Here is a 25,121-nt window from a genome sequence, read left to right on the forward strand (position 1 = left end):
TAACATTTACTTATTAGGTGTATTTTCTTGATGATTATCTGAATCTTGCGATTTAGAATTTTCTTTAGACAAATCCTCATCGTTTTCTGCTTCTGCCTTGATTGCTAAATCATCACTCTCTTTAACTTTATCATCAGAACTATCACCAATATCGTTATTTTCTGTTTTATGCCCTTTTCTCTGTGCTTTTGTTTTTTTAAGCGTTACTAAAGTAATAATAGGCCCTGAAGCGGCATAACTTAAGAAAAGTAAAAAGAGAATCATTGCAGGCTTAATAGTAATAACCACAAAAACTAAAACCACAACAAGTAAGGTAACAAACGGGACTTTATCTTTAAGATTAAGTTCTTTAAATGAATTAAATCGGGTATTACTTACCATCATTAGACCACCAAAGATGGTAAGCACTAAGGCAACAACAGGCGTAATGACTAGATCTATTTGATTACTCTCTACCACCCAAATTAAACTGGCTAAGAGTGCCGCTGCAGCGGGACTTGGCAAACCTTGAAAATAGCGTTTATCGGCTTTACCAACCTGAGTATTAAAGCGTGCCAAACGAAGAGCGGCAGCCACAGTATAAATAAAGGCCACTAACCACCCTAGCTTGCCAAAATCCATTAAAGCCCACTGAAAGATTAATATTGCAGGTGCCAAACCAAATGAAATCATATCTGCCAAACTATCATATTCAGCACCAAATGCACTGCACGAGTTTGTCATTCTAGCAATTCGACCATCTAAACCATCAAACACCATTGCAATCAAAATAGCGATAGCACCTTGCTCAAAATTCCCTTGAATACCCGCAATAACAGCATAAAAACCCGCGAACAAAGCCGCGGTCGTCATTAAGTTGGGCAGTAAATAAATACCTCTTTCAAAACCTTTCATAATTTCTTCTCTAAAGTCTTTCTTGGTTTGATTTTCTAAATTGTATTTAATAAATTTTTTATCGTAACGATGAAGTACTTTGCGACAAAACTTAAACTCAACAAATTTAGACTCAATTTTCTTAATTTGGTTATTCTAACAATTAATTTTATTGTAAAACCAAAGTATTTACCGATAGCCTGCTGTCTTTCAATGTAAAAACACAATTTATATCTTTTATTAAAGACTTTAAACTATACAAATAAACTTTGATTTTCTGGTGATTTGGCAAAATACGTTGCGGCACCAGCAAAATCAACCCCCTCCATAAAGTCAGATTCTTGATACCCTTGTAAATCCATTGTCATCTGACACACGGTCATATTAACCCCAAGTTCCAAACAAAGATCTCTTAATTCATCTATTGGAACAAGCCCTTGTTGCAGCAAGGTTTTTTTAAACCCCCAAGTAGCCAGTCGGCTCATCCCTGGCAACGTCCATACCAGGCCTGGTAAATTTTGATTTAAATCTATTTTTTTAAACCAATCGGGTCCCATTGGACTATAAATAACCATTCCTGGGTTACCTAAAGGCGAAACTTTAAGTGCATCCGTACTCTTTAATGCGGCTTGAATACCGTAAAAAGTAAAAAAAAGTTCAACTTGCTTATCCATTGCCGCAGCGGTACTCGCTAAAATAAATGTTGGATAAGTCCAATCTAAAGTGCCTTTTGAGTGGATGATACTCAACTTATTTTCTTGATTAATTTCAGATTGCATTACTCTAACCTTTTATTCTAAATTGCATTAATCCACTTTCTTCTACTAAGCTGCAACTTAACCCTACTTGTTTACAGAAAGCAGGAATATCTTTTAAACCTGCTTTATCAGATATCGTTAACAATACATCTAAGTCTGTTTCGTTATTTTCAGCAATGAATTTTTTAAGTTTAATAATAGGCATTGGACAAACCAAGCCTGATAGATCTAACTGCATTATTAAAATACCTTTACTATTTACGACGCCGTTATACTTCTTCAATATAATAACCAAAAGCACATTTTAACTATAAAAGATAAATCCCCAATGTATTTTAGCAATCTATTTAAACAACTAGCCATGCTTAAGCCTCTAATAATAATTGGCTCAATACTTACGTTTGTCTTTTTACAATCATTAACGACTGTTAAAGCAGATTCACTACCAGACTTAGGCTCTCCTGATCTTGTTGAATATGACAGCCAAACAGAACAAGAACTTGGTAGAGCTTTTACTAACGCACTTTATAGACACTATAATCTATATGAAGATTTTGATACAAATGACTACATCCGAAAAATAGGCCATAAGCTTGCAAGCTATACGGGTAACAATCGACATTATTCATTTTATGTAATTGATGATAACAACATAAATGCATTTGCAGGCCCTAACGGGGTAATAGGCATTCATACTGGTTTAATCACCGCCTGCGATACAGAAGATGAATTAGCCGCTGTTATTGCACATGAAATTTCTCATGTCACCCAAAACCACCTATCGAGAAGATATGAATACTCAAGCACACAAGGCAGTATCAACACCATTGCTACATTACTCGCTGCGATTTTAATTGGTAGCCAAGACCCTTCTGCAGGCATTGCCACCTTAATGGGCGGCATGGGCTTAAACATGCAACAACAACTCAAAAATTCACGTCAACATGAATCTGAAGCAGATGCATTTGGTATCCAGCTACTTTATAAAACAGGATACAACCCTCACGCAATGGGTGATTTTTTTGCACGTTTATCAAAAGAAAGCCAATTAGACACTATAAAAGTACCAGAAATACTACGAACCCACCCGGTATCAGAACATCGACTTGCTGAAGCTGAAAACCGCGCACAAAATCTTCCACAAAAAAAAGAGATTGAACCTAAAAGCTACCTAAACTATATAAAAAACAGAATTTTGCATCAAAAAAAGAAACTCGTATCAGCAGCAGAAATTAAAGCCGTCAAACAGGATCCCATGCTGACCTGCTACCTAGAGACCCTCAATAAAACCAAAAAAGGCCTAAACGCACCAGACTGCATGGAAAAGCTTGCTTTCAATGCAGAAGCCAGTCCGATATTTTTATCCGCTTTATTACAAAACAAATTAAGTCGACAAGACTCCATTAATGAATCCGATAACGAAGCTTTAAATAAAATTATAGATTTGAAAGTTACTCTATTTCCTAAAAGTGTGTCTATCCCGATGTATTACAGCCGCCTATTAAGAAAACAAGGTAAACAAAAAGAAGCTGAACACGTATTAGAACAATCAGAAACACAGCTAAATTATAAATACAATGTGTATATGGAGCTCTCTGAATATAATGCAAAAAGCCATCAGAAAGCCTCTGCATACCTAAATTTAGCTAAGGCCTACCTGCAAACAGGAAACATAGAACGAAGTAAATATTTCTTAAAACAAGCAGAAAAGAACAAATCTAAAAATGAAGAAAGTATTGAGAAGGATATTTTGCGCTTTAAAGAACATAATGACAACTTATTGAATAATAAGAACAAAATAAAAGAATAATAATTTGCCATAAAAAAATATTTAATCAGTATTAAATAATACTATCGCAATCATTAGCCAAAACCCTTGCGTTTATGGAGTAACTGAGTAAGCTAACACCACAAAGAGCAATCTCTTTTGTTCATATAAAAAAATCCCAAGATATAATGGGAACGTCGAAAGACACTTTTGGAGGAGAAGAATGATGAATTCTAAAATGAAGCAACTGTTGACAGCTTTAGCTATTTCAACTGTGGTAGTTGCAACGCCGATCAAAGCTGTTCAAGCAGCAGAGAAAGGTGCATCAACGGTTGAAGAAGGTAAGAAGCTAGCATACGGCCGATCAAAAGGTAATTGTCTAGCATGTCACATGGCTGGCGAAGGCGCTATGCCAGGTAACATTGGTCCTGCTTTAATCGCGATGAAACTTCGTTACCCTGATAAGCAAAAGCTTTACAACAAAGTATGGGGTAAACCTGGAACAGACACCGTGCCTAACAGCATGATGCCTAAATTCGGGAAAAATGGTATATTATCAGACAGTGAAATCAGCAAAATTGTTGATTACATTTACACCCTATAAATTTTTATTAAACCTTAACCGGGAGTTTAAAACCTTATGAAACGTAGATCTTTCCTTAAAGGTACTCTAGCAACTGGTGTTGCAGCAGTAGCTGTTAACGCTGGTCTTCTTACACCTAGCACTGTATTAGCTGATTGGAATGCAAAAGCATTTGGCGCTAAAACAACTGACGACGCACTAAACGGCGTTTACGGTACAACTACAGCTACAGATTCAGGTGATATCAAACTTAAAGCACCAGCTATCGCAGAAAACGGAGCAGTAACTCCTGTAACTGTTGATGCTTCTGGTCTTTCTGGTGTTGAATCTATCACTATCTTAGCAAGCAAAAACCCTATGCCTTTAGTATGTGAATACTCTTTCAGTGCTAATGCTGTTGGTTACGTTTCAACACGTATCAAAATGGGTCAAACAATGAATGTTATTGCCGTTGTTAAAGCTGGTGGGAAACTACTTAAAGCTGAACAAGAAGTTAAAGTAACAATCGGTGGTTGTGGTGGTTAATCCCCACTGAAATTACTTAATTTCTACAACGAAATAAATTATTAAAAGGAAATAACATGTCTATCAAAATTAGAATGCGTGGTAAAGCAAAAGCTGGCGTAGCTGCAGTTAAGGCACTAATTAAGCACCCTATGGAATCTGGTGTTCGTATGAACAAAAAGACTGGAAAACCATATCCTGCTAAATATATCGATATCGTTACAGTTGCTGTAAACGGAACAACTGCAGTTGATGCTCAGTGGTCTGGTGCAGTATCTGCAAATCCATATATGGAAGTAAAAGTAAAAGCTAACGCTGGTGATGAAGTTACTGTATCTGTAACAGATAACACTGGTGAAAAAGGTACTCACTCTATTAAATTAAAATAGACTCTTGAGTTCTAGCATTAGTCAAATTGGCTAATGCTTACCTTACCCCCTCTACAATAATAATATAATTAGAAATATACAGAGCTCTCGGACGGAGGATTGGAATGAAAAAAACACTACTAATCGCCTTAACATTAGGTGTGACAGTAGGTGCCGCTTCAACATCGGCATTGGCTGTTGATCCTGAAATGGATCGTCAACAAATCGTTGATTTCTTCAAAGCAAAAAATCCAAAAATTGCACCTGAAGAATATATTAATGGCGCATATATTTATAACGCCGACAAATTCGCACAATGGGAGGCAGCTGAAGAGTTTCCTCCTTATTTAGATGGTATTGATGCTGGTGAAGCTGCCTGGAACAAAGATAAAGCAGTATTTGAAAAATGCTTTGGTTCAGACGTTTCTAAGATTCGTGCTAAATACCCATACTTTGATGAAAAAACTCAAAAAGTAGTCACCTTAGAAGGTTCAATTAACAAGTGTCGTACTGATGCTGGTCTTAAACCTTATAAGTGGAAAAAAGGTACTATTGCACAAGTAAGTGCTTACCTTGCTTACAATGCTCGTGGTCAAAAAATCAATGTAAAAATTGATAGTGAAGGCGCTCGTAAAGCATATGAAGCTGGTCGTGCACTTTATATTGAGCCTCGTGGTCAATTAGGCTTATCATGTGCTAAGTGTCATACATATAATGCTGGACGTAAAGCACGTTCAAACATTTTATCTTCAATGCTTGGTCACACCTCAGGTTTCCCTGTGTTCCGCGCTAAATGGCAAAACCTTGGTACATTACAGCGTCGTTACGACGGTTGTAATAAAAACATGCGTGCTAAACCATTTAAAACTCAAGGTACTGACTATAATAACTTAGAGTTCTTTGAAGCTTACGTTGGTAACGGTCTAGATATTAATGGTCCGTCATACCGCGAATAATTTTATATTATTCACTTTAAAACCCAGCTTTAGCTGGGTTTTTTTATACCTAAAAAAACTAAATAGCTAATTAATACATATAAACAATCAATACAACTTAAATTCGATTGCACTTAATATACGAATTTAAGCATAATTATAAAAACAGCAATTTTTGCTATAAAAAAACCAGCTAAAGCTGGTTTTAAAAACATATTGAATATTAAGTTGATTTAATCAACATCCAACATTTGTTCACCTTCATAAATCCAATCAAATCCTTGACGAACCCATTTTTCAATACGAATTATTAATTCTGGATCATTAAGCCCCATCTTCTGAGCAATTAAAAAGACTCGGTCTTGCTCCTCATCACCAAAATGCCCATCTTTATAAGACAACTTAATTAATTCTTGTAATGTAACAACACGAGAAATTTTTGTATTTAAAATCGTAATAGCATCGTCGATATTGACTTCACTTTTATCAAGGTCGTACTCAATACCATAGGCACTACTAAAATCTTGAAGATATTGAACTTCTTCATCAGAAACATCGTTATCGGCTGCCGCCAAATTTACAGCCAAATCAAATACTACCTGACGCTGTGCTTGAGTTAATCTATCTGCAAACATGTCTATTATTCTCCAAGCTATTATTTACGTTCAATTTGTTCTACATTACGTACAGCCCCAAAAGCTGCACTTGTTGTCATAGCTGCATAAGCTCTTAAAGCCATTGAAATTTTACGCTCTCTAGGCGCTTCAGGCTTCCAAGAATGAGCTGCACCTTTTGCTTCCATTACTTCTCTACGTTTTTCAAATTCTTTATCCGTTACCAAAGCATTAATTGTACGGTTTGGAATATCTATCTCAATAATATCACCCTCTTCAACTAGGCCGATATTACCACCTTCAGCAGCTTCTGGTGAACAATGTCCAATAGAAAGTCCTGAAGTACCTCCAGAAAATCGACCATCCGTCAATAAAGCGCATTCTTTACCTAAACCCTTAGACTTAAGGTAACTGGTTGGGTAAAGCATTTCTTGCATACCTGGACCACCTTTTGGGCCTTCATAACGAATTAAAACTACATCCCCAGATTTAACATCATTCCCTAAAATTCCTGCTACGGCAGCATCTTGGCTTTCGTAAATTTTTGCTTTACCAGAAAATTTAAAAATAGATTCATCCACACCAGCGGTTTTAACAATACAACCATCAAGTGCAATGTTTCCGTGTAGTACAGCCAAACCACCATCTTGGGTATATGCATGTTCCATTGATCGAATACATCCATTTTCTGCATCAATATCAACTGTTTTCCAACGTTTTGATTGACTAAATGCTTCGGTAGTTCTGACATTACCTGGCGCAGCTCTAAAGAAGGTTTCAATGGCTTCATCATCATTACGGCTAATATCCCATAGATCAATGGCTGCTCCCATGGATGAAGCGTGTACAGTATGAGTATCAGTATTTATTAATCCACCACGCTCAAGCTCACCTAGGATACGCATGATTCCACCAGCTCTATGAACATCTTCCATGTGGAATTTTTTAGAGTTTGGAGCGACTTTAACTAAACATGGAACTCTACGTGATATTTCATCCATATCCTGCATAGTAAATTCTACTTTAGCTTCATGAGCAATCGCCAATAGATGCAGTACAGTATTGGTGGATCCGCCCATTGCTACATCTAAAGCCATTGCATTTTGAAAAGCTTCAAAAGTAGCTATAGAACGTGGAAGAACGCTATCGTCATCATTTTCATAATGTTGTTTAGTGATTTCAACGATACGGCGCCCTGCTTCTACAAATAAGTTTTTACGGTCAGAATGCGTCGCCAAAGTTGTTCCGTTACCTGGTAAAGCAATACCCAAAGCTTCTGCCAAACAATTCATTGAGTTTGCTGTAAACATACCTGAACAAGATCCGCATGTTGGACAAGCTGAAACTTCAACATCTGCAACATCACTATCAGAACAAGAATCATCAGCAGCCATAACCATCGCATCAACTAAATCTAATTTAATGCCTTCTCCACCTAATACCGTTTTACCTGATTCCATTGGCCCACCGGTTACAAAGATGGTTGGGATATTTAAACGCATGGCAGCCATCATCATCCCTGGAGTGATTTTGTCGCAGTTTGAGATACAAACTAAAGCATCTGCACAATGCGCATTACACATATATTCCACAGAGTCAGCAATCAAATCACGAGATGGAAGTGAATACAGCATTCCATCATGACCCATTGCAATACCATCATCTACAGCAATAGTATTAAATTCTTTGGCTACACCACCAGCTTCTTCTATTACACGGGCAACCAATTGACCCATATCTTTTAGGTGAACGTGACCAGGAACAAATTGAGTAAACGAATTGGCTACAGCAATGATTGGCTTGCCAAAATCTTCTGTGCCCATTCCTGTTGCACGCCATAGTGCTCTGGCACCTGCCATATTACGACCGTGAGTACTTGTTTTTGAACGATATTGCGGCATTAAAAACTCCTTTTAAAAGGGCTAAATAAATTTACACTTTAGATTTTGCCCTTGAGACTGTTATACTTACAAAAATTATTACTGGTATTCTCGCACATTCATGCAGCAATCTGAATTAGATTTTATTAATACATTAAGACAATCCTCACGTTATATAGAACAACACCGTGGAAAAACCTGTGTTATCTATTTACCTGGAGAATTTCTGTCGTCCAAAGATTCCGCTTCTCAGCTATCTCAAGACATTGGATTGCTCTATAACCTTGGCTTAAAGATTGTCTTAGTCATGGGGGCTGCCCCACAATTAGACCAAGCTTTTAGTGATGCCGGTATTAATTGGCAGTTGCACCATCAATTTAGAATTACGCCTACTGAGCTTATACCCGTTTTTCAGCAAACAATTGGGCTTTTACGCAGTCAGTTAGAAGCGACATTCAGTCAAGCCAATTGCTTACAACCAAATCCACCCACTTTAGTATCAGGTAACTGGGTTATTGCCCAACCTAAAGGGGTGATTGATGGGATAGATTTTCAACATACGGGTAAATTAAGAAAAATTCGTCATCAAGCTATCTCTGATTGCTTAAACTCAGGTCAAGTTGCTTTATTAACCCCTATTGCGTACTCATTAACGGGTGAAGTTTTTAACTTAAATACGTTAGAACAGGCTTGTCAAATGGCCAGTGCGATTCACGCTGATAAATTAATGATTTATGGCTCAACACAACAACTGACAGAACTCCCTAAACAATTAAGCATTCCTCAATTAGAAAAAATCATGCAAAATCCAGCCAATAATGAACAGGCGTTATTGCTTAAACAAATTTCTTACACCAATACTAAAGTAAAACGCGTGCACTTAATGGATCAAGATAATCCAAGCGCTTTATTACTCGAACTTTTTTCTCGTGATGGTTCAGGAACCCTTATTTTTAGTGATCGTTACCATCAATTACGACCTGCCACTATAGATGATGTTGGCGGCATACTTGCACTTATTGAACCTTTAGAACAAGAAGGCATTTTAGTTAAACGATCAAGAGAACGTTTAGAACTAGAAATCAGTAATTTTATTGTTATTGAACGTGATCAACTTATCATCGGTTGCGCTGCCCTGTATGAAAATGATGACAATATGGCAGAGCTTGCATGTTTAGCTGTTCGTAAAGAATACCAAGGTCAAGAATTAGGAACTGAGTTACTCAAAGCAATCGAAGCGAATGCCACTGCTAAGAATATGAAAAGCCTTTTTCTACTCACAACGCATACCCATCATTGGTTTATTGAACACGGCTTTAACCTAGCCGATATCTCCGCCTTACCTAATCAAAAACAATCCCTTTATAATTATCAAAGACAATCCAAAGTGCTTGTCAAACCGCTGTAAATTACAGCTAAAGTGTTTTAAATGAGCCAAATAACTCAAATCAAAGATCGTTTTCGCGGTTTTTTACCTGTTGTAGTCGATGTTGAAACTGCTGGTTTTAACTGCAATACCGATGCCTTGCTAGAAATGGCAGTAGTAACATTAAAGATGGATGACAAAGGCTTATTATCAAGAAATGAAACCATTGACCGTAATATTTTGCCTTTTGAAGGTGCTAACCTGGAAGAAAGTGCATTAAAATTTATTGGCATGGAAGATCCTTATCATCCGTTTAGAAATGCCATAAATGAAAAACGTGCTTTAAATGAGCTGTTTGCACCTATACAACAACAAATAAAAGCAACAGGTTGCACACGAGCTATTTTAGTAGGTCATAATGCTTTTTTTGATTTAAACTTTGTTCAAAAAGCCGCCGAACGTTGCAAAATTAAATCGCCGTTTCATGAGTTTAGTACATTTGATACGGTATCGCTTGCTGGGCTAGCTTATGGCCAAACCGTTTTAGCTAAAGCGGCAGCTTGTGCGGGATTAGAATGGGATAATCAGCAAGCACATTCTGCAGCATACGATACTGAAAAAACGGCTGATTTATTTTGTGAAATCGTAAATCAATGGCCAATCAAACTACAGCCAAATGATTAGTTTTATATTAGGATTTACCAGGCCTGGTAAATTTAAAAACTAAAAAAGGCACTCTAAGGTGCCTTTTTATAGTCTGCAAAAATGCGTTAATAAAAAATCAATTCTCAGTTTTACTACGCTTCTTTTTTAGCGTTAGCGGCTGCCATCATTGTTTTCAAGTCACCAGATTCCGCTAATTCAAGCGTAATATCACATCCACCTTGTAACTCACCATCAATGTATAACTGAGGGAATGTAGGCCAATCTTGATATTTTGGTAAATGTTCAAAAATAGTCGCATCTGCCAAAATATTTACAAACGCAAACTTTTCGCCTGTTTCTGCAAGGGCTTGGGCAGCACGACTAGAAAATCCACAAGATGGCATTTGTGGTGTACCTTTCATGTATAAAACAACCGGATTATTTGTCACTTGACTATGAATACGCTCTAAAGTTTCTTTTACAATCGGGTCTTGGTTTTCCATGCTTTCTTCCTTAATAATTATAATTCCAGAGTAGTTTACTAGGTTATCACAAAAAAATATAGATTTTCTTGGTGCTTGATTAAATTGTTTTATCTACGTGCTTTTGTAACCAAAATTCCAGTAATGCGGCATGCCAAAGCTTACTGCCTTGAATAGCGGTAAAGGCATTAGGCGCTTCTGGGTTGGCTAATAGTTCATCTAGTTTTTGTTGATTAAATATACCGCGAGCCTTTGCTTGTGGTGATGTTAACAACGTTTTCATATATTCAAAAAAGTCACCACGTACATATTTTAAAGCCGGCATAGGAAACGCCACCTTAGGTCGGTCAATAATTTCATCTGGCACAATTCCACGACCAATTTCTTTTAAAATATATTTACCATCATCTTTCAATTTAAGTTGTTCTGGTGCAGCCATCGCCATTTCGACTAATTTATGATCTAAAAATGGCACACGAGCTTCTAAACCCCACGCCATTGTCATGTTATCCACACGCTTAACGGGATCATCGACAATTAAGGTCGTTACATCAAAACGTAATACTTGGTCTAAAAAAGTATCTGCTCCTGGGTCAGTAAGCTTATCGCTCACTAAATCCGAGGTTACATCATGAATATGATATTTAGGATTAATGACCTCTAACCATTCTTGGTGTGAACGGTCAAAATAATACGGTGCAAAAGCCGATAGCGCCTGTTTTGGATTCGTAATATCTTTATTTTTTGCCGCTTCTGCCATTTTGGCATACCAAAAATAACCACCAAAAACTTCGTCCGCCCCTTGACCAGACATGACGACTTTTACCTCTTTAGAAACCTGCTCAGATAACAGATAAAATGCTACCGCATCTTGGCCTACCATTGGTTCAGACATAGACTCTACGGCTTCATGCAAGCGAGGTAAAACGTCATTATTAGAGATAAGATATTTTTTATGATCTGTTTGATAGCGTTCGGCAACCAAATCTGAGAATTCAAATTCATTGCCCTTTTCTTCGGGTGCATCTTCAAACCCAATTGAAAAGGTTTTAATATTTTTTACACCCGCTTCGGCCAGTAAGGCAACCAGTAAACTCGAATCTAACCCACCAGAAAGCAACACGCCAACAGGCACATCTGATGCCGTTAAACGTTTATATACCGCCTCTTTTAAAGAAACATGTATTGCATCAATCCACTCTTTTTCAGTTTTAGGTGCTGGCAAACCATTTAACCGTTCTGGTCGTTTTGCTTCTAAATGCCAAAAACATTTTTTGTACATTTGCCCATCAGGATTCACAATTAACCAATGACCTGGTTCCAGCTTTTTAATACCCTTTAAAATAGTATGTGGAGCAGGTATAACTGCATGAAGCGTTAACTGATGATGTAATCCAATTGGGTCAATTTCCGTATTAATATCTTTATACTCTAATAAAGCTTGAGTATTAGAAGCAAAACGCACACCGCCTTCGACTGGCGCGTAATATAAAGGTTTAATACCCATGCGATCGCGCGCTAACAACAATTGATGCTGCTCATCATCCCAAATAGCAAACGCAAACATACCTTCAAAACGAGAAACACATTCCATTCCCCATTGACGATAAGCTTTAAGAATCACTTCTGTATCCGAGTGTGACACAAAGGTTTGACCTAACTCTTCCAACTCTATTTTTAAGGCTTCGTAATTATAAATACAGCCATTAAAAACCAGTGTTAATGACTCATCTATCATAGGCTGATGCCCAGCAGATGAAAGATCAATAATGGATAAACGTCTATGGCCTAAACCTATATGCCCATTTAACCAAACACCTTCATCATCAGGGCCTCGTTTATGCATGGCATTTAACATAGGAGATAAGTTTTCTACCGAAGCCTGCTTACCATTCCAATAAATTTCTCCACAAATTCCACACATAATTATTCTCGTTTTCAGTTAAATCAAATTGCTCATATTCTAACGTTTTTGTTCTTTACTCGCTGATATTTAACGTCAATAAGTGCCGTAAATTAATAAATACTATTTGGGATACTCTTTGGCAATATAGTTAAGATATACGCCATAAATAAAGGACTTGTTTTTTTAGAGTTAATGAAAAAAACGGGGGTCTGATACCATTATTTTTGTAAGGTATTTAGAAAGTCATCTATCAGCTTTTTTCTTAACTCAAAATTCATTCCTTTATGCGCACTAAGTAAGTTTTTTAATGGTGAAAATACCCCGCCATCAAGTCCATTTGTGGTGGTTGGGATTTGAAGCCGTTTGCGTTTTTGATAGGTAAATATAAATGCTATATTTGTTTTCAAACTTCGATAAGCGGATCTTACTCTACGATGTTTATAACTCCATCGATTTGAATGCTCATGAAATGTTTTTTCTTTTAAAAATGCTTCGTGTTTTGAAAACCATTCTTCCAACATTTCTTTAAATAAATCTTCGTCAACATATTGAATATATCCAGCGATTTCTTTTAAATCTTTTGCAGGCATTAGCTTGGGAATTTTTGTTAAATAACGGGTGATAGTCGCCTGTATGTGGAATAAACATAATTGAACAGGAATTCCTTCAAACGCTTGAATTAAGCCTCTTCGTCCATCCAGTACGACACCTTTTATATTGAATCCTTGATCCTCTAATTCTTGTTTTAAAACGATGTAATCTTGAATTGTTTCTGTTTGAATATAACGCCAGCAGAGTACCTTAGATGTGATGGCATCTTTAAACACAAGTACGCCAAACTTATCGATGCGTTTACCAAAAAAAGTCGCATCTGCAATGAGGATGATGTCACTTGGAATTGCGGTTGCTTTTGTTGGGGTATATTGTGAAATCCATGACCGAATAGTGGGGATGCTTACTTTGTATTTATCGGCCAAACATTGAAGTGTCTGTCTTTGATAGAAGTATTCCTTAAAGACTTTATCGATGTGTTTTTTAGGCTTTCGTTTGAGCTGGAATTTTGATTGGCAGACGTGACAAAAGTAACGCTGGATACCGTTACGCTTGCCTGCCTTTTTGGTTCTATTTGAGGTGCATTTAGGGCATTTTTTCGCAAACTTTTAAAACTCATTTTAAAACTTTACCTAAAAACCCTTTATTTTAAACAGGTTACATCTAAAAACAGACCCCTATTTTTTTCATTAACTCTTTTTTTAAAATAAAGAGACTTTTATTTTAATTTTCTTTTTTCTAAAATCATCTTGATTACAAACATAAATTTATTATAGTAATCCTTGTTATATGCTCTCAAGACTACTCATATTTATTATATAATCAAATAATTAACTCCTTTTACATATACAGTTTAGTAAAAATTCGCAAACCCTTTTTAAAAAAGAAATTAACAGTACTTTTTGAACTTGTTAAGTGTGATTTTAATATTCTTGTATTTACTACCTACACAAAGCTGAGAAATATGATTTTCGATGACAAGCTACATTTTTTATTTATACGCTTACTCAGTTTGCCTATATTATTGTGTTTGTCTTTTTCCAGTTATGCTGAAACCGTTTCACACAAACTACTACATTCACAAAACATTGCTGAAGCCGACTATAAGGAAGGTCAAGCAAACAAACCAGCAATATTGATAGTTCATGGTTTTTTAACTACAAACAAATTTCATACGGTTGCCACCATGAGTAAAAGCTTGCAAGAAGAAGGATATACAACCCTTGCACCAACTTTGACCTTAGGCATTAATAAACGTAAAAACTCTATTAAATGTAACTCTATTCATACACACACATTAGAGTCTGATGTAAACGAGATTGAAGATTGGGTAAACTGGCTTGTTGCTAAAGGTTATAACAAGATCATTCTTATTGGCCACTCTAGTGGAAGCCAAGAACTCGTTGAATATTTAAGTACCAAATCTAATGCCCATATTGAGGGAGCAATATTTACTAGCTTATTTTATTTTAAAGGTAAAGAACTTGGTACGCTTAAAAATGAAATCGTCTATGCGCAAGATTTAATCGAGAGAAACCAGCACTATCCATATAAATATAGTTTTCTTTTTTGTAAAAATAATTACTCTGCCACTCCAGAAAGCTATTTATCTTATTTAAAGCTAGATAAGCGTTATGTATTAAATAGTTTAAAACACTTAAAAATACCCAATTACACCATTATGGGAAGCGCGGATAAACGTTACCAAAAAGTAGGTAAGGCTTGGTTAAACGACCTCAAAAAAACCGGCTCTCATGTAATTGAAGTGAAAGGCGCTAATCATTTTTTTTCAAGCGAACACGAATTTGATTTACAAGATATTATAATTAAAATAATTAGCGACATTGATAGCGCTGGGAAGCATGTCCATTGAAACTGTCTAAATATTTAATACGCCCTATCCGCTACTACTTTTCACTCTTTTTAATTCTTTCTGTTTTTGTGCTTTTATTAGTCGATTTAACACTGTACTACGAGGGTGAAAATATTCGACAGACTGTCAAAGCGCAATCTCAACTTGAGGCACAAAAAGAGATAGAAGATGCTATCAATCAATCAGAAGTGTTAGTTCAAAGTCAAGCCGCAAAACTCGCTAAATGGGATGAAATTCATCAACAGTTTAATGACCCAACTTATTACTTTTTTTGGCGTGAAGAACGTCTAAAAGAGAGTAGTTATTTTAAACCTTACTATAATGCATTAGAGCTGTACAAAACAGATACTAGCTTGCTTATGTCAGAGTCAGCCTTTGAGAGTTCCAAGCTATTTTTCCCTTTAAAGATAGATAATTTTGAACCAAAAATAGTATTTGATAAACAGGGTAATTTACAGCTAAATGTATTTCATAAAGTCACACAAAGAGGTACTCATAAACCCCTAGGGTACGTGGGAATATCTGTTGACTTTAACGCCCTTTTACTCAGTAAAAATACTTTTTACCGTGTAGATAAATCCACTATTTCATTCAATGGAACAGGTCAACATCCCTTGAGTGAAATTAACAACTTCTTATCTTATAAAGCGACATCAAACCCAGTAAGTGATTATCTATGGCGCCTAATTCAAGACTTTATTATCGAACTCAGTTTCTTGATGATCATCGTTACCCTTATAGTGACCATTTTATTTAATTTAAATATTTATAAACCTTTAAAAATCATATCTAACTACCTACATCAGCTTAAAAATAATCCTAATGAAATTCACCCAATCCCCTCTAAAATATTTTTGCTAAAAGAGTTTGAAGAATTAAAGAAAACTATTCACAAGTATCATTACAGCCTTCAAAAAGCTCACGATGATTTAGACCAACAAAACCAAGCAGTTTGGGAGCAAGCTCGTAGAGATGTATTAACCAATATATACAATCGCCGAGCTTTTGACGAAGCATGGAACCTTGCTGTTGAAGAATACTCTCATTATCCAATTCCAACGACATTTATGCTTTTTGATTGTGATTTTTTTAAGGCATTAAATGATACTTATGGACATGAAATCGGTGACCAGGTAATTAAATTATCAGCACTAACCATACAGCAAAGCCTACCTTTAGACTGCCCTGTTTATCGAATTGGTGGGGATGAATTTGCAGTCATTCTTCAAAATAAAACCACAGAAGAAACGATACTAATTGCGCAACGTTGCTTAAATGCGATTGAAGAGGCTCCATTTACGAGCATCGGTATAAAAGAACATTTAAACTTCAGTGTAGGGGTTAGTAGTACCTTACCTGATATGAGTAACGATATTCTTCACCTACCTAAACAAGCCGATATTGCCATGTATAAGGCCAAACAATCACTTAAAGAAAAAATTCAGTGTTATCACCGTAATTTTGATAAAGAATCCATGTCTTTATTATCAAATAGTATGGTAAATACGATTGTTGACGCAATTCATAGCGGTAACTATATTCAAATGCATTACCAACCTATCAAATCCGTTAAAGATAATTCTATTTATTACGAGTCTCTCATACGAATTAAACAAGAAGATAAAATTATTTACCCTAATGATATTTTTTCCGTTGTTGATAGACGTCGATTAGAGTTTGAACTTGACCTTCAAGTCATACAGCAAATTAATAAAGCCTTACAACAAGGTATCTTGCCTAAAGGTACAGGCCTAGCCATTAACATTTCCGGTAAAACTTTGCTACAACCCAGCTTTCCTGAATTATTCAAATCAATAAAACCATTTTTAAACGACTATAAAATCGTATTAGAAATTACTGAAAACAGCTTGATAGAACATATGGAATACGCTCAGCATGTTTTAAATAACTTACGTGAAGATGGTTTTTTAATTGCCTTAGATGACTTTGGTAGTGGTTATTCTTCTATTCGTTATTTAGCACATATGCCTGTAGATATTATTAAATTTGATATGACAATGACTTGGGCTTTATTAGATGAAGACGTAAAAACACAAAATATCATCAAAACAACAGCAGAAATGATTGTAAATTCTGGTTATGATTTAGTGATGGAAGGTGTAGAAGATGAAATTATGTTGCAAAAGGCCATTGATGCAGGAGCAACACATATTCAAGGTTTCCTTATCGGAAAACCTCTAAGTCAGCCAGCCACTGACACTTATCTGATATAAAACATGACAAATATTTTTAGAATATGCAAAATACCTTTATCTACAAACCCAATTAAGAGTTTTAAATGACGTTAATCATTGGTCTTACAGGTGGTATTGGATCAGGTAAAAGCACCGTCACCCACTTATTAGCAGAACAGGGCTATGCCATTATTGATACCGATATAATAGCCCGAGAGGTTGTTCAAATTGGATCTATTGGACTAAACAAAATCACCCATCATTTCGGTAAAGCCTGTCTTAATAACGATGGTACTCTCAAACGTCCTTATTTAAGAGAACTTATATTCAATAATTCTACGGAAAAAGAGAAGCTTGAATCTATATTGCACCCACTTATTCAGGCAGAAACCCTAAAACAAATTGAAGCATTTAAACAACTTAATCCCCCGTATATTATTGTTGCAATACCTTTATTAATAGAAACCATGCTAAAAACTTTTACCAGGCCTGGTTATTTAGATGAAATATGGGTAGTAGACTGCCCTGTTGAACAACAAATACAACGTGCTATACAACGTGACGGTAATGATAGATTATTAATTGAAAAAATTATTGCCCAACAAGCCACTCGAGAACAACGTATAAAGCATGCTGATTTTGTCATCGATAATAGCCATGGGCTAGACCACCTTAAAACAACTTTATTTAATAAAATAAAGTAATTAATCCAGCTTCTTTTTTATCGAGTCAACTCGGCCAAAATCCAGAAATAGCCGCTATTCCATGACCACCTTGCTTTTTTGCTTCAGCCAAATCATCTGATTTCATACCTCCTAATGCAAATACAGGAACGGGAATATTCTTTACTTTTTGGGCAAAAACTTCCCAACCCAATCCAGGCACACCAGGATGAGATTTTGTTTCTTTGACCGGAGACAATAAAAGAAAGTCCGCATTTAATTTTAAAGCCTGGGTAATATCTTCATCCGTATGAACCGAAACTCCTAGCCATTTTTCTAACGGTATTGGGCGTTTTTTAAACTTATAGATTTCACTAGAAGCGAGCTGAAGACCATCAGCCTGTGGAAACATTTGTAATAAATCAATCTTGCCGTTTAGCAACAATTTAGCATTGTAAGAATGACAGAGTTTTATCGCAGGAATAGCCACCTCTGCAAACGCATCATCCGTTATATTTTTAGCTCTTAGTTGGCAAAAACGTAAACCATTTTCTAAGGCCTGGGTAAATTTGGTTATTGCCTCACCTGCATTGCCAAATGCGCCTGAAATCATATATTGATCCGCTAATTGCAGTGCCGTAATAATGCCTTTATTCGCCGCTGGAAAAGTCAATTCTGCAAGTTCATTCAAAGTAAACCACTGTATCTTTTGACCTTCATTGCCAATAGGTTCACCTATAAACTTCGCGGTTTGATAAACGTGTAAACGCACCGATACTTTTTCATAATGCCAAGGTATTTCTATTAACTTCTGCCAGCCTTTAGTCTCTACTGCAAGCTCTTCTTTAAACTCTCTAATAAGTGCTTGTTCGATGGTTTCATCCGCTTCTTTTTTGCCACCAGGAAACTCCCAATGATGAGCGTGTGATTGATGTTGTTGTCTTAAACTTAAACAAATTTTATTTTGATCTTTAAGAATACCAATCGCTATATCAATAAATGGTTTCAAATTTTAGCCTTTAACTGTAAATTGATTATTATTTTATAGTGGATATTATCCCTTAATTAAACATAAGACGATAGTTGCTTTGCTATAACTGCAAAGCCTAAATGACCAGGCCTGGTAAATTAATGTAAAATAGTCAAAATCATTTAATGCTTATTCAATGTAATATATAACTCTGTTTAAAGCAGAACAACGAATCAACAATAAATAAGCAGAAAAACCCTATTTAACATTTTAAGAGTCTAGCGCATGAGTCAATTTTGGAGTTCTTTAGTTCACACCCTAACGCCTTACGTTCCTGGTGAACAACCAAAAGTAAGTAACTTAATAAAACTCAATACCAATGAAAACCCATACCCACCTTCTGAGCATGTATTAAAGGTGATTAAAGACGTGGCCGATGATAAATTAAAACTTTATCCAGACCCAAATGCCGACGTCCTTAAACAGCGTATAGCAGATTACCATGGCTTACAAGCTAACCAAGTTTTTGTCGGTAATGGCTCTGATGAAGTGTTAGCGCACGCTTTTCAGGCTTTGCTAAAACACGATAAACCTTTATTGTTTCCAGACATTACTTACAGTTTTTACCCAGTTTATTGTGGCCTTTATAATATTGATTTTAAAGAAGTACCTTTAACCAATGACTTTACAATCAATATAGATGATTACCAACAAGAGTGTGGCGCCATTATTTTCCCTAATCCAAATGCGCCAACAGGTCGTTTGTTAGAACTCAATCAAATTGAATCTTTACTTAAAAGCCATGCAAACCAAGTGGTGGTTATTGATGAAGCTTATATTGATTTTGGTGGAAACAGTGCAATTACACTTGTTAATCAATATCCAAACTTATTGGTTACACAAACCTTATCTAAATCACGCTCTTTAGCAGGTTTACGAGTAGGCTTTGCCATTGGTCATGCTGACCTTATTGAAGGATTAGAACGCGTTAAAAACAGTTTTAACTCATATCCTTTAGACCGCATGGCAATATATGGTGCTGCAGCTTCTTTTGATGATGAAGATGCTTTTCAACAAACCTGTAAAGCTATTATAAAAACTCGCGAGGAGTTAGTTTCTCACCTTGAAAAAATTGGATTTGATGTTATTCCATCAAAAGCCAATTTTATCTTTGCTCGTCATAAAACCTTTGCCGCAGAAGAGATTGCCACTAAGTTACGCGATAAATCTATTATTGTTCGTTACTTTAACAAACCTCGTATCGATCAACACCTTCGTATTACGATTGGTAATAACCAAGAAAACCAAGCGTTGTGTAACGCGTTAAGTGAAATTGTTGGCTAATATTCGATTTAACAACACTGACTGTGTAAACAGGCATTAAACGGATAATACTCTGGCAATAAATTTGTCCATAAAAAAGCCCTGAATTAGATAATCTAATTCAGGGCTTTTGATTGATACCGAGTATAAAAACAAATAGTTTAAATACGAATATCTATCAAAATTATGAACGATACTCAGCGTTAATTTTTACATAATCATATGAAAAATCCGTGGTCCAAACCGTTTCTTTAGCATCACCACGGTTTAATTGAATCAAAATATCAATATCCGTTTGATTCATTACCGCTTGGCCTGCAGCTTCGGTATAACTTGCGGCTCTACCACCATTCTCAACAATGCACTCTTTACCCAAATAAATTTTAAGCGCATCAACATCAAGTGAATCAACACCCGCTCTACCCACCGCCGCTAAAATACGACCCCAGTTAGGATCTGAAGCAAACAATGCTGTTTTAACCAATGGCGACAAAGCGACCGCGTGAGCCACTTTTAAACACTCCTCTTGGTTTACACCACCTTCAACAATCACACTAACAAATTTAGTAGCGCCTTCACCATCACGAACAATCATCTGCGCTAATTCCGTCATAACGCTATTAATTTCAATCGCAAAGGCTTTGTAGGCATTTGACTCAGTAGAATTAATCTCAGGCATATCCGCTTGTTGTGTGGCTGTTAAGGTACAAGCATCATTGGTAGAGGTATCGCCATCAACCGTAATACGGTTAAAAGATAAGTTTACTGCATCTGATAAACATTGCTGTAAACAGGCCTGATTAATTTTAGCGTCAGTAGCCACAAATCCAAGCATTGTCGCCATATTAGGATGAATCATACCCGAACCTTTAGAGATACCCGTAATCGTCACTGAATGGCCATCTATATCAACCACTTTACTGACTGCTTTAGGGACTAAATCCGTTGTCATAATCCCTTTACAAGCATTTTGCCAACCTGATATAGATAAATTTGATAACGCTAAAGGAATACCCGTTTCAAATTTAGCAAGCGGAAGATTCTCACCAATCACCCCAGTTGAAAAAGGCAAAACTTCTTCAACAGAACAGCCCAGCTCTTGCGCAACCCACTCGCATGTTTGCTGTGCATCTTGCATGCCCTGTTTACCTGTACCTGCATTAGCATTACCACTATTAATTAATAAAGCACGTGGCTGCGCCACTTTTAAGTGTTTTTTAGCCAAAGTAACGGGGGCAGCACAAAATGCATTTAACGTAAAAGTGGCGGCAGTAAGAGCGCCTTCTGCCAGCTCTAAAATAACTAAATCTGTTTTACCATTTTTTTTGATTTTTGCTTCACAAGAACCTAAATAAACACCTGCTATTGGATGCAGTTCTAGAGTATCAATATTCATAACTATTCCTTAAAAATTCCCTTTCTATAATAGGGAAAAACAAAACCCACCATAAGGTGGGTTTTATAACGTTTGAGAGATTATAAAATTAATTTAGCATACTGCCAATTAACTTATTTTTCCACAACATTGTTTATATTTTTTACCCGATCCACATGGACAAGGATCATTACGCCCAACTTTTGGCGCTTCCCTTTTAAAGGTCGTATCTGCTTCATTTTCTACATCCGAATTATGGTCAGATACGTGATCAGCATCAGGATGCACGGCATCTAACTCATGTGGACGTTCTTTCTCCGCCTGTTCATCAAAGTCAGCAACGTCTTGTGAACCCTCTATTTGAACTAGAGAAAGAACCTTAACGGTTTCAAAAGTCACTTCTTGTAAGAAGGTGTGAAACATTTCTGATGATTCACGGCGATATTCTTGGAATGGGTCTTTTTGAGCATAACCACGTAAATGAATACCACGACGTAAATAGTCCATTTCAGATAAATGTTCGCGCCATTTACTGTCAATCGTTCTTAACAGAACTTCTTTTTCAAAATGATGACGTGTGGCTGGATCAACCACCGTCATTTTTGATTCATACATTTCTGCAACTTCGGCAAGAACACGTTCAATTAATTTTTCTTCATATAGATTTTTATCTTCATCTAACCAGGTTTGAATTGAAAAATGTGCCCCCAGCTCTTCTGCTAAGGCTTTTTCAACACCAGGGATATCCCATTGTTCTTCTAGAGAACCTGACGGAATATACATACCCATAATTTGTTCAACAACTTGTTCACGCAAATTATCAATGACTTCAGAAACATCTTCGGCTTCCATTAATTCATTACGTTGTTGATAAACCACTTTACGTTGTTGGTTAGAAATATCATCAAATTTAAGTAAATTTGCACGCTCATCTTGATGCATACGTTCAACTTGTTTTTGAGCACGTTCAATCGATTTTGAAACCATTTTATGTTCAATGGCTTCATCTGACTTCATACCTAAACGTTTCATCATTGATTTTACTTTTTCTGAAGCAAATCGACGCATTAAGTCATCATCTAATGAAAGATAAAAACGAGTTGTACCCACATCCCCTTGTCGACCAGAACGTCCACGAAGCTGGTTATCAATACGACGAGATTCATGACGTTCAGAACCAATTACTTTTAAACCACCAGCATTTAAAACTTGATCATGACGTATTTGCCAAGCTTCTTTAACTTTTTGAATGGCTTCTTGAGTTGGTTTTTTTAATTCAGCAATTTCAAGTTCAAGATTACCACCCAATACGATATCAGTACCACGACCAGCCATATTGGTTGCAATCGTTACTGCACCAGGCTGACCAGCATTGGCAATAATTGAAGCTTCTCTTTCATGTTGTTTGGCGTTTAATACGTTATGTGGAATATTGGCTTGTGTTAAAAAGCCTGATAACAATTCAGACATTTCAATCGAGGCCGTACCAACGAGTACAGGTTGTGAATTTTTGTGTGTTTCAGCAATATCTTTAACAATTGCAGCAAACTTGCCTTCCATATCTAAGAAGACTAAATCGGGTAAATCATTTCGTGTTGGTACTTTATTTGGCGGAATAACTACAACTTCTAAGTTATAAGTTGAAAGAAACTCACCCGCTTCAGTATCAGCCGTACCTGTCATACCAGATAATTTTTTATACTGACGGAAGTAATTTTGGAATGTAATTGAAGCAAAAGTCTGACTTTCTTGTTGGATTTTAACGCCTTCTTTTGCTTCTACTGCTTGGTGTAACCCTTCACTCCAACGACGGCCTTCCATTTTACGTCCAGTAAACTCATCGATAATAACCACTTCGTCATTTTCAACAATATAATCACGATTTCTTTCAAATAATAAATTTGCTCGTAATGCGGCATTTACATGAATCATTAAACCAATGTGTGCGGCATCATATAAACTGTCGCCTTCTTCCAACAGGCCTTGTTCAGCCATCATCGCTTCAACTTTTGCGTGACCGTCATCTGTTAGATAAATTTGTTTGGCTTTTTCATCAATTGTAAAATCACCTGACGATGTTTTACTTTCTAAATCTTCTTCACCTTGCTCAAGCTTAGTCACTAATGGGTTAATGGTTCTATACAGCTCTGATTTATCTTCAGATGGCCCTGAAATAATTAAAGGTGTACGAGCTTCATCAATTAAAATTGAGTCAACTTCATCTATAACCGCATAGTGTTGACCACGCATCACTTTCTCGGCAGAAAAAATTGCCATATTGTCGCGTAAGTAATCAAAACCGAATTCATTGTTGGTTCCGTAGGTTATGTCTTTAGCGTAAGCTTCTTGCTTCTCTTGCTGAGATTGACCACTTAATATAACTCCGGTACTTAACCCTAAAAATGAGAATAATTGGCCCATTTGTTCGGCATCACGCTGAGCAAGATAATCATTGACCGTAATAACGTGAACACCTTCTCCCGTTAAGGCATTTAAATATACAGGTAAGGTTGCAACTAAGGTTTTACCTTCACCAGTTCGCATTTCAGCAATACGCCCTTCATGTAGTGCCATACCACCAATCATCTGAACATCGTAATGACGCATACCAAATACACGCTTACCTGCTTCACGAACGACAGAAAATGCTTGCGGTAAAATATCATCTAGAGTTTTACCATCTGCAAGCTGCTGTTTAAATTCTTCGGTTTTTTGCTGCAGTTCAGCGTCAGACAACGCTTCATAATACGCTTCTAAAGCATTAATTGATTGAGTCACTTTGCGGTACTGTTTAAGCATACGCTCGTTACGACTACCAAAGAGTTTTGTAAAGATATTTAAGGCCATTTAAATGTTCATTCCAGTTAAAAAGTGCTAACAGTGTAATGTTACCGACTGCAAATTAAGTAAATCTTGTTGTGTAAGAGAGCTTTTGTACCCTCTCTAAAAAAATACCATTTTAGAGTAACCATCAATTATTGGGATTTAAGTTAATCTTAATGCGGTAAAATGAGCAAATATTCTAACATAAAACCAAACAGTAACAGTATGAAACCACTCTTAAATCAGGCACAGGGCGCGCTAAAAAATTTACTTGCTGATGCTCAGCTATTTCAAGCATTACTTGAAGTCGGTCAAGATAGCCTACCAATGGATTTACAACCCCATTTAGTAGGGGTGAGTTTTGAAAAAAATACGTTGTTATTACAATTAGATGAGAGTATTTGGGCCACTCAGTTGCGCTTTTATGAACCTAACCTTTTAGGTATTTATCAAGAACATTTTCCACACTTAGAACTTAACAAAGTTAAAGTTCAGGTTTTACCACAATCACCTGAACCTATTAAAACCAAAAGAGTCGTTACTCCTCCCAGTGAAATGGATGCTGAACAAATGCTTGAGATAAGCCAGCACGTTAAATCTAAAGGATTAAGTGACGCTTTAAAATCTCTGAGTTTACGAGCAAAAAAAAACGCCCTTAAATAAGGA

At 36.4% G+C, this 25,121-nt stretch carries 22 protein-coding genes and 1 pseudogene; 12 read left to right on the forward strand and 11 right to left on the reverse strand.

The annotated features are described in order from the left end of the window. Nucleotides 1–6: 6 nt before the first annotated feature. The 3 genes from pssA to ACYQ0E_RS09195 all read right to left on the reverse strand — a co-directional run bounded on the left by pssA (nt 7) and on the right by ACYQ0E_RS09195 (nt 1,869). On the reverse strand, nt 7–894 hold the full coding sequence (pssA, locus tag ACYQ0E_RS09185; RefSeq protein WP_460187930.1) for a CDP-diacylglycerol--serine O-phosphatidyltransferase: 888 nt from the start codon (nt 892–894) through the stop codon (nt 7–9). 233 nt (nt 895–1,127) lie between these two features. Next, nucleotides 1,128–1,652: a DsrE/DsrF/DrsH-like family protein gene (locus ACYQ0E_RS09190; protein WP_460187931.1), complete on the reverse strand. Its 525-nt coding sequence runs from the start codon at nt 1,650–1,652 to the stop codon at nt 1,128–1,130. A 4-nt stretch (nt 1,653–1,656) separates the two neighbouring features. Next, nucleotides 1,657–1,869, reverse strand: a complete 213-nt coding sequence (locus tag ACYQ0E_RS09195; protein WP_460187932.1) for a sulfurtransferase TusA family protein — start codon at nt 1,867–1,869, stop codon at nt 1,657–1,659. A 90-nt stretch (nt 1,870–1,959) separates the two neighbouring features. Between ACYQ0E_RS09195 and ACYQ0E_RS09200 the strand changes: the two genes are divergently transcribed. From ACYQ0E_RS09200 to soxA, 5 genes are all read left to right on the forward strand, one after another. Continuing rightward, the gene (locus tag ACYQ0E_RS09200; protein WP_460187933.1) at nt 1,960–3,441 is read left to right on the forward strand and encodes a M48 family metallopeptidase; all 1,482 of its coding nucleotides are present in this window, start codon (nt 1,960–1,962) and stop codon (nt 3,439–3,441) included. 184 nt (nt 3,442–3,625) lie between these two features. Next, nucleotides 3,626–4,003 carry a sulfur oxidation c-type cytochrome SoxX gene (gene soxX / locus ACYQ0E_RS09205; protein WP_460187934.1) on the forward strand — a complete coding sequence of 126 codons (378 nt, stop codon included), beginning with the start codon at nt 3,626–3,628 and terminating at the stop codon, nt 4,001–4,003. Between the two features lie 36 nt (nt 4,004–4,039). Then, the gene (gene soxY / locus ACYQ0E_RS09210) at nt 4,040–4,507 is read left to right on the forward strand and encodes a thiosulfate oxidation carrier protein SoxY (protein ID WP_460187935.1); all 468 of its coding nucleotides are present in this window, start codon (nt 4,040–4,042) and stop codon (nt 4,505–4,507) included. Nucleotides 4,508–4,563: 56 nt separating this feature from the next. Then, nucleotides 4,564–4,875, forward strand: coding sequence for a thiosulfate oxidation carrier complex protein SoxZ (gene soxZ, locus ACYQ0E_RS09215; RefSeq protein WP_460187936.1), 312 nt, complete (start codon nt 4,564–4,566; stop codon nt 4,873–4,875). Between the two features lie 104 nt (nt 4,876–4,979). Beyond that, nucleotides 4,980–5,810: a sulfur oxidation c-type cytochrome SoxA gene (gene soxA, locus ACYQ0E_RS09220; RefSeq protein WP_460187937.1), complete on the forward strand. Its 831-nt coding sequence runs from the start codon at nt 4,980–4,982 to the stop codon at nt 5,808–5,810. Nucleotides 5,811–6,022: 212 nt separating this feature from the next. Here soxA and ACYQ0E_RS09225 read toward each other — a convergent pair whose 3' ends face one another. Beyond that, entirely contained in the window at nt 6,023–6,424 is a 402-nt protein-coding gene (locus ACYQ0E_RS09225) for a tellurite resistance TerB family protein (protein WP_460187938.1), read from the reverse strand. 20 nt (nt 6,425–6,444) lie between these two features. Then, on the reverse strand, nt 6,445–8,304 hold the full coding sequence (ilvD, locus tag ACYQ0E_RS09230) for a dihydroxy-acid dehydratase (protein WP_460187939.1): 1,860 nt from the start codon (nt 8,302–8,304) through the stop codon (nt 6,445–6,447). A 100-nt stretch (nt 8,305–8,404) separates the two neighbouring features. Here ilvD and argA point away from each other — a divergent pair, with 100 nt between their 5' ends. Together argA and rnt are read left to right on the forward strand one after the other, a co-directional pair. Continuing rightward, nucleotides 8,405–9,691: an amino-acid N-acetyltransferase gene (gene argA / locus ACYQ0E_RS09235; RefSeq protein WP_460187940.1), complete on the forward strand. Its 1,287-nt coding sequence runs from the start codon at nt 8,405–8,407 to the stop codon at nt 9,689–9,691. Between the two features lie 21 nt (nt 9,692–9,712). Continuing rightward, nucleotides 9,713–10,333 (forward strand): ribonuclease T, encoded by a 621-nt coding sequence (rnt, locus tag ACYQ0E_RS09240; protein ID WP_460187941.1) that lies wholly within the window; start codon nt 9,713–9,715, stop codon nt 10,331–10,333. Nucleotides 10,334–10,446: 113 nt separating this feature from the next. Here the strand turns inward: rnt and grxD are convergent, their stop codons facing one another. The 3 genes and pseudogenes from grxD to ACYQ0E_RS09255 form a co-directional block, all read right to left on the reverse strand. Next, the gene (grxD, locus tag ACYQ0E_RS09245; RefSeq protein ID WP_460187942.1) at nt 10,447–10,797 is read right to left on the reverse strand and encodes a Grx4 family monothiol glutaredoxin; all 351 of its coding nucleotides are present in this window, start codon (nt 10,795–10,797) and stop codon (nt 10,447–10,449) included. Nucleotides 10,798–10,876: 79 nt separating this feature from the next. Beyond that, nucleotides 10,877–12,700, reverse strand: coding sequence for an N-acetylglutaminylglutamine amidotransferase (locus ACYQ0E_RS09250; protein ID WP_460187943.1), 1,824 nt, complete (start codon nt 12,698–12,700; stop codon nt 10,877–10,879). Nucleotides 12,701–12,900: 200 nt separating this feature from the next. Continuing rightward, nucleotides 12,901–13,818: pseudogene (locus ACYQ0E_RS09255) on the reverse strand (IS256 family transposase, variant Zn-binding type); the annotation flags it as partial. A 380-nt stretch (nt 13,819–14,198) separates the two neighbouring features. Here ACYQ0E_RS09255 and ACYQ0E_RS09260 point away from each other — a divergent pair. The 3 genes from ACYQ0E_RS09260 to coaE all read left to right on the forward strand — a co-directional run bounded on the left by ACYQ0E_RS09260 (nt 14,199) and on the right by coaE (nt 18,006). Then, nucleotides 14,199–15,107, forward strand: coding sequence for a DUF1749 domain-containing protein (locus ACYQ0E_RS09260; RefSeq protein WP_460187944.1), 909 nt, complete (start codon nt 14,199–14,201; stop codon nt 15,105–15,107). Then, the gene (locus tag ACYQ0E_RS09265) at nt 15,104–17,341 is read left to right on the forward strand and encodes an EAL domain-containing protein (RefSeq protein ID WP_460187945.1); all 2,238 of its coding nucleotides are present in this window, start codon (nt 15,104–15,106) and stop codon (nt 17,339–17,341) included. The genes ACYQ0E_RS09260 and ACYQ0E_RS09265 overlap by 4 nt, the downstream gene beginning before the upstream one ends. A 65-nt stretch (nt 17,342–17,406) precedes the next feature. Continuing rightward, entirely contained in the window at nt 17,407–18,006 is a 600-nt protein-coding gene (gene coaE / locus ACYQ0E_RS09270) for a dephospho-CoA kinase (RefSeq protein WP_460187946.1), read from the forward strand. A gap of 25 nt (nt 18,007–18,031) precedes the next feature. On the opposite strand, the gene ACYQ0E_RS09275 is transcribed toward coaE, so the two are convergent. Then, nucleotides 18,032–18,973: a Nudix family hydrolase gene (locus ACYQ0E_RS09275; RefSeq protein WP_460187947.1), complete on the reverse strand. Its 942-nt coding sequence runs from the start codon at nt 18,971–18,973 to the stop codon at nt 18,032–18,034. Between the two features lie 246 nt (nt 18,974–19,219). Here ACYQ0E_RS09275 and hisC point away from each other — a divergent pair, with 246 nt between their 5' ends. Then, nucleotides 19,220–20,278: a histidinol-phosphate transaminase gene (hisC, locus tag ACYQ0E_RS09280; RefSeq protein WP_460187948.1), complete on the forward strand. Its 1,059-nt coding sequence runs from the start codon at nt 19,220–19,222 to the stop codon at nt 20,276–20,278. Between the two features lie 163 nt (nt 20,279–20,441). On the opposite strand, the gene argJ is transcribed toward hisC, so the two are convergent. Both argJ and secA read right to left on the reverse strand, forming a co-directional pair. Continuing rightward, nucleotides 20,442–21,653 (reverse strand): bifunctional glutamate N-acetyltransferase/amino-acid acetyltransferase ArgJ, encoded by a 1,212-nt coding sequence (gene argJ / locus ACYQ0E_RS09285; protein ID WP_460187949.1) that lies wholly within the window; start codon nt 21,651–21,653, stop codon nt 20,442–20,444. A gap of 108 nt (nt 21,654–21,761) precedes the next feature. After that, complete coding sequence (gene secA / locus ACYQ0E_RS09290; protein ID WP_460187950.1) at nt 21,762–24,479, reverse strand: preprotein translocase subunit SecA; 2,718 nt, start codon at nt 24,477–24,479, stop codon at nt 21,762–21,764. Nucleotides 24,480–24,680: 201 nt separating this feature from the next. On the opposite strand from secA, the gene ACYQ0E_RS09295 reads away from it, so the two are divergent. Next, the gene (locus ACYQ0E_RS09295) at nt 24,681–25,118 is read left to right on the forward strand and encodes a DciA family protein (protein WP_460187951.1); all 438 of its coding nucleotides are present in this window, start codon (nt 24,681–24,683) and stop codon (nt 25,116–25,118) included. Nucleotides 25,119–25,121: the final 3 nt, after the last annotated feature.

Source organism: Thiomicrorhabdus hydrogeniphila (genome assembly GCF_054656895.1).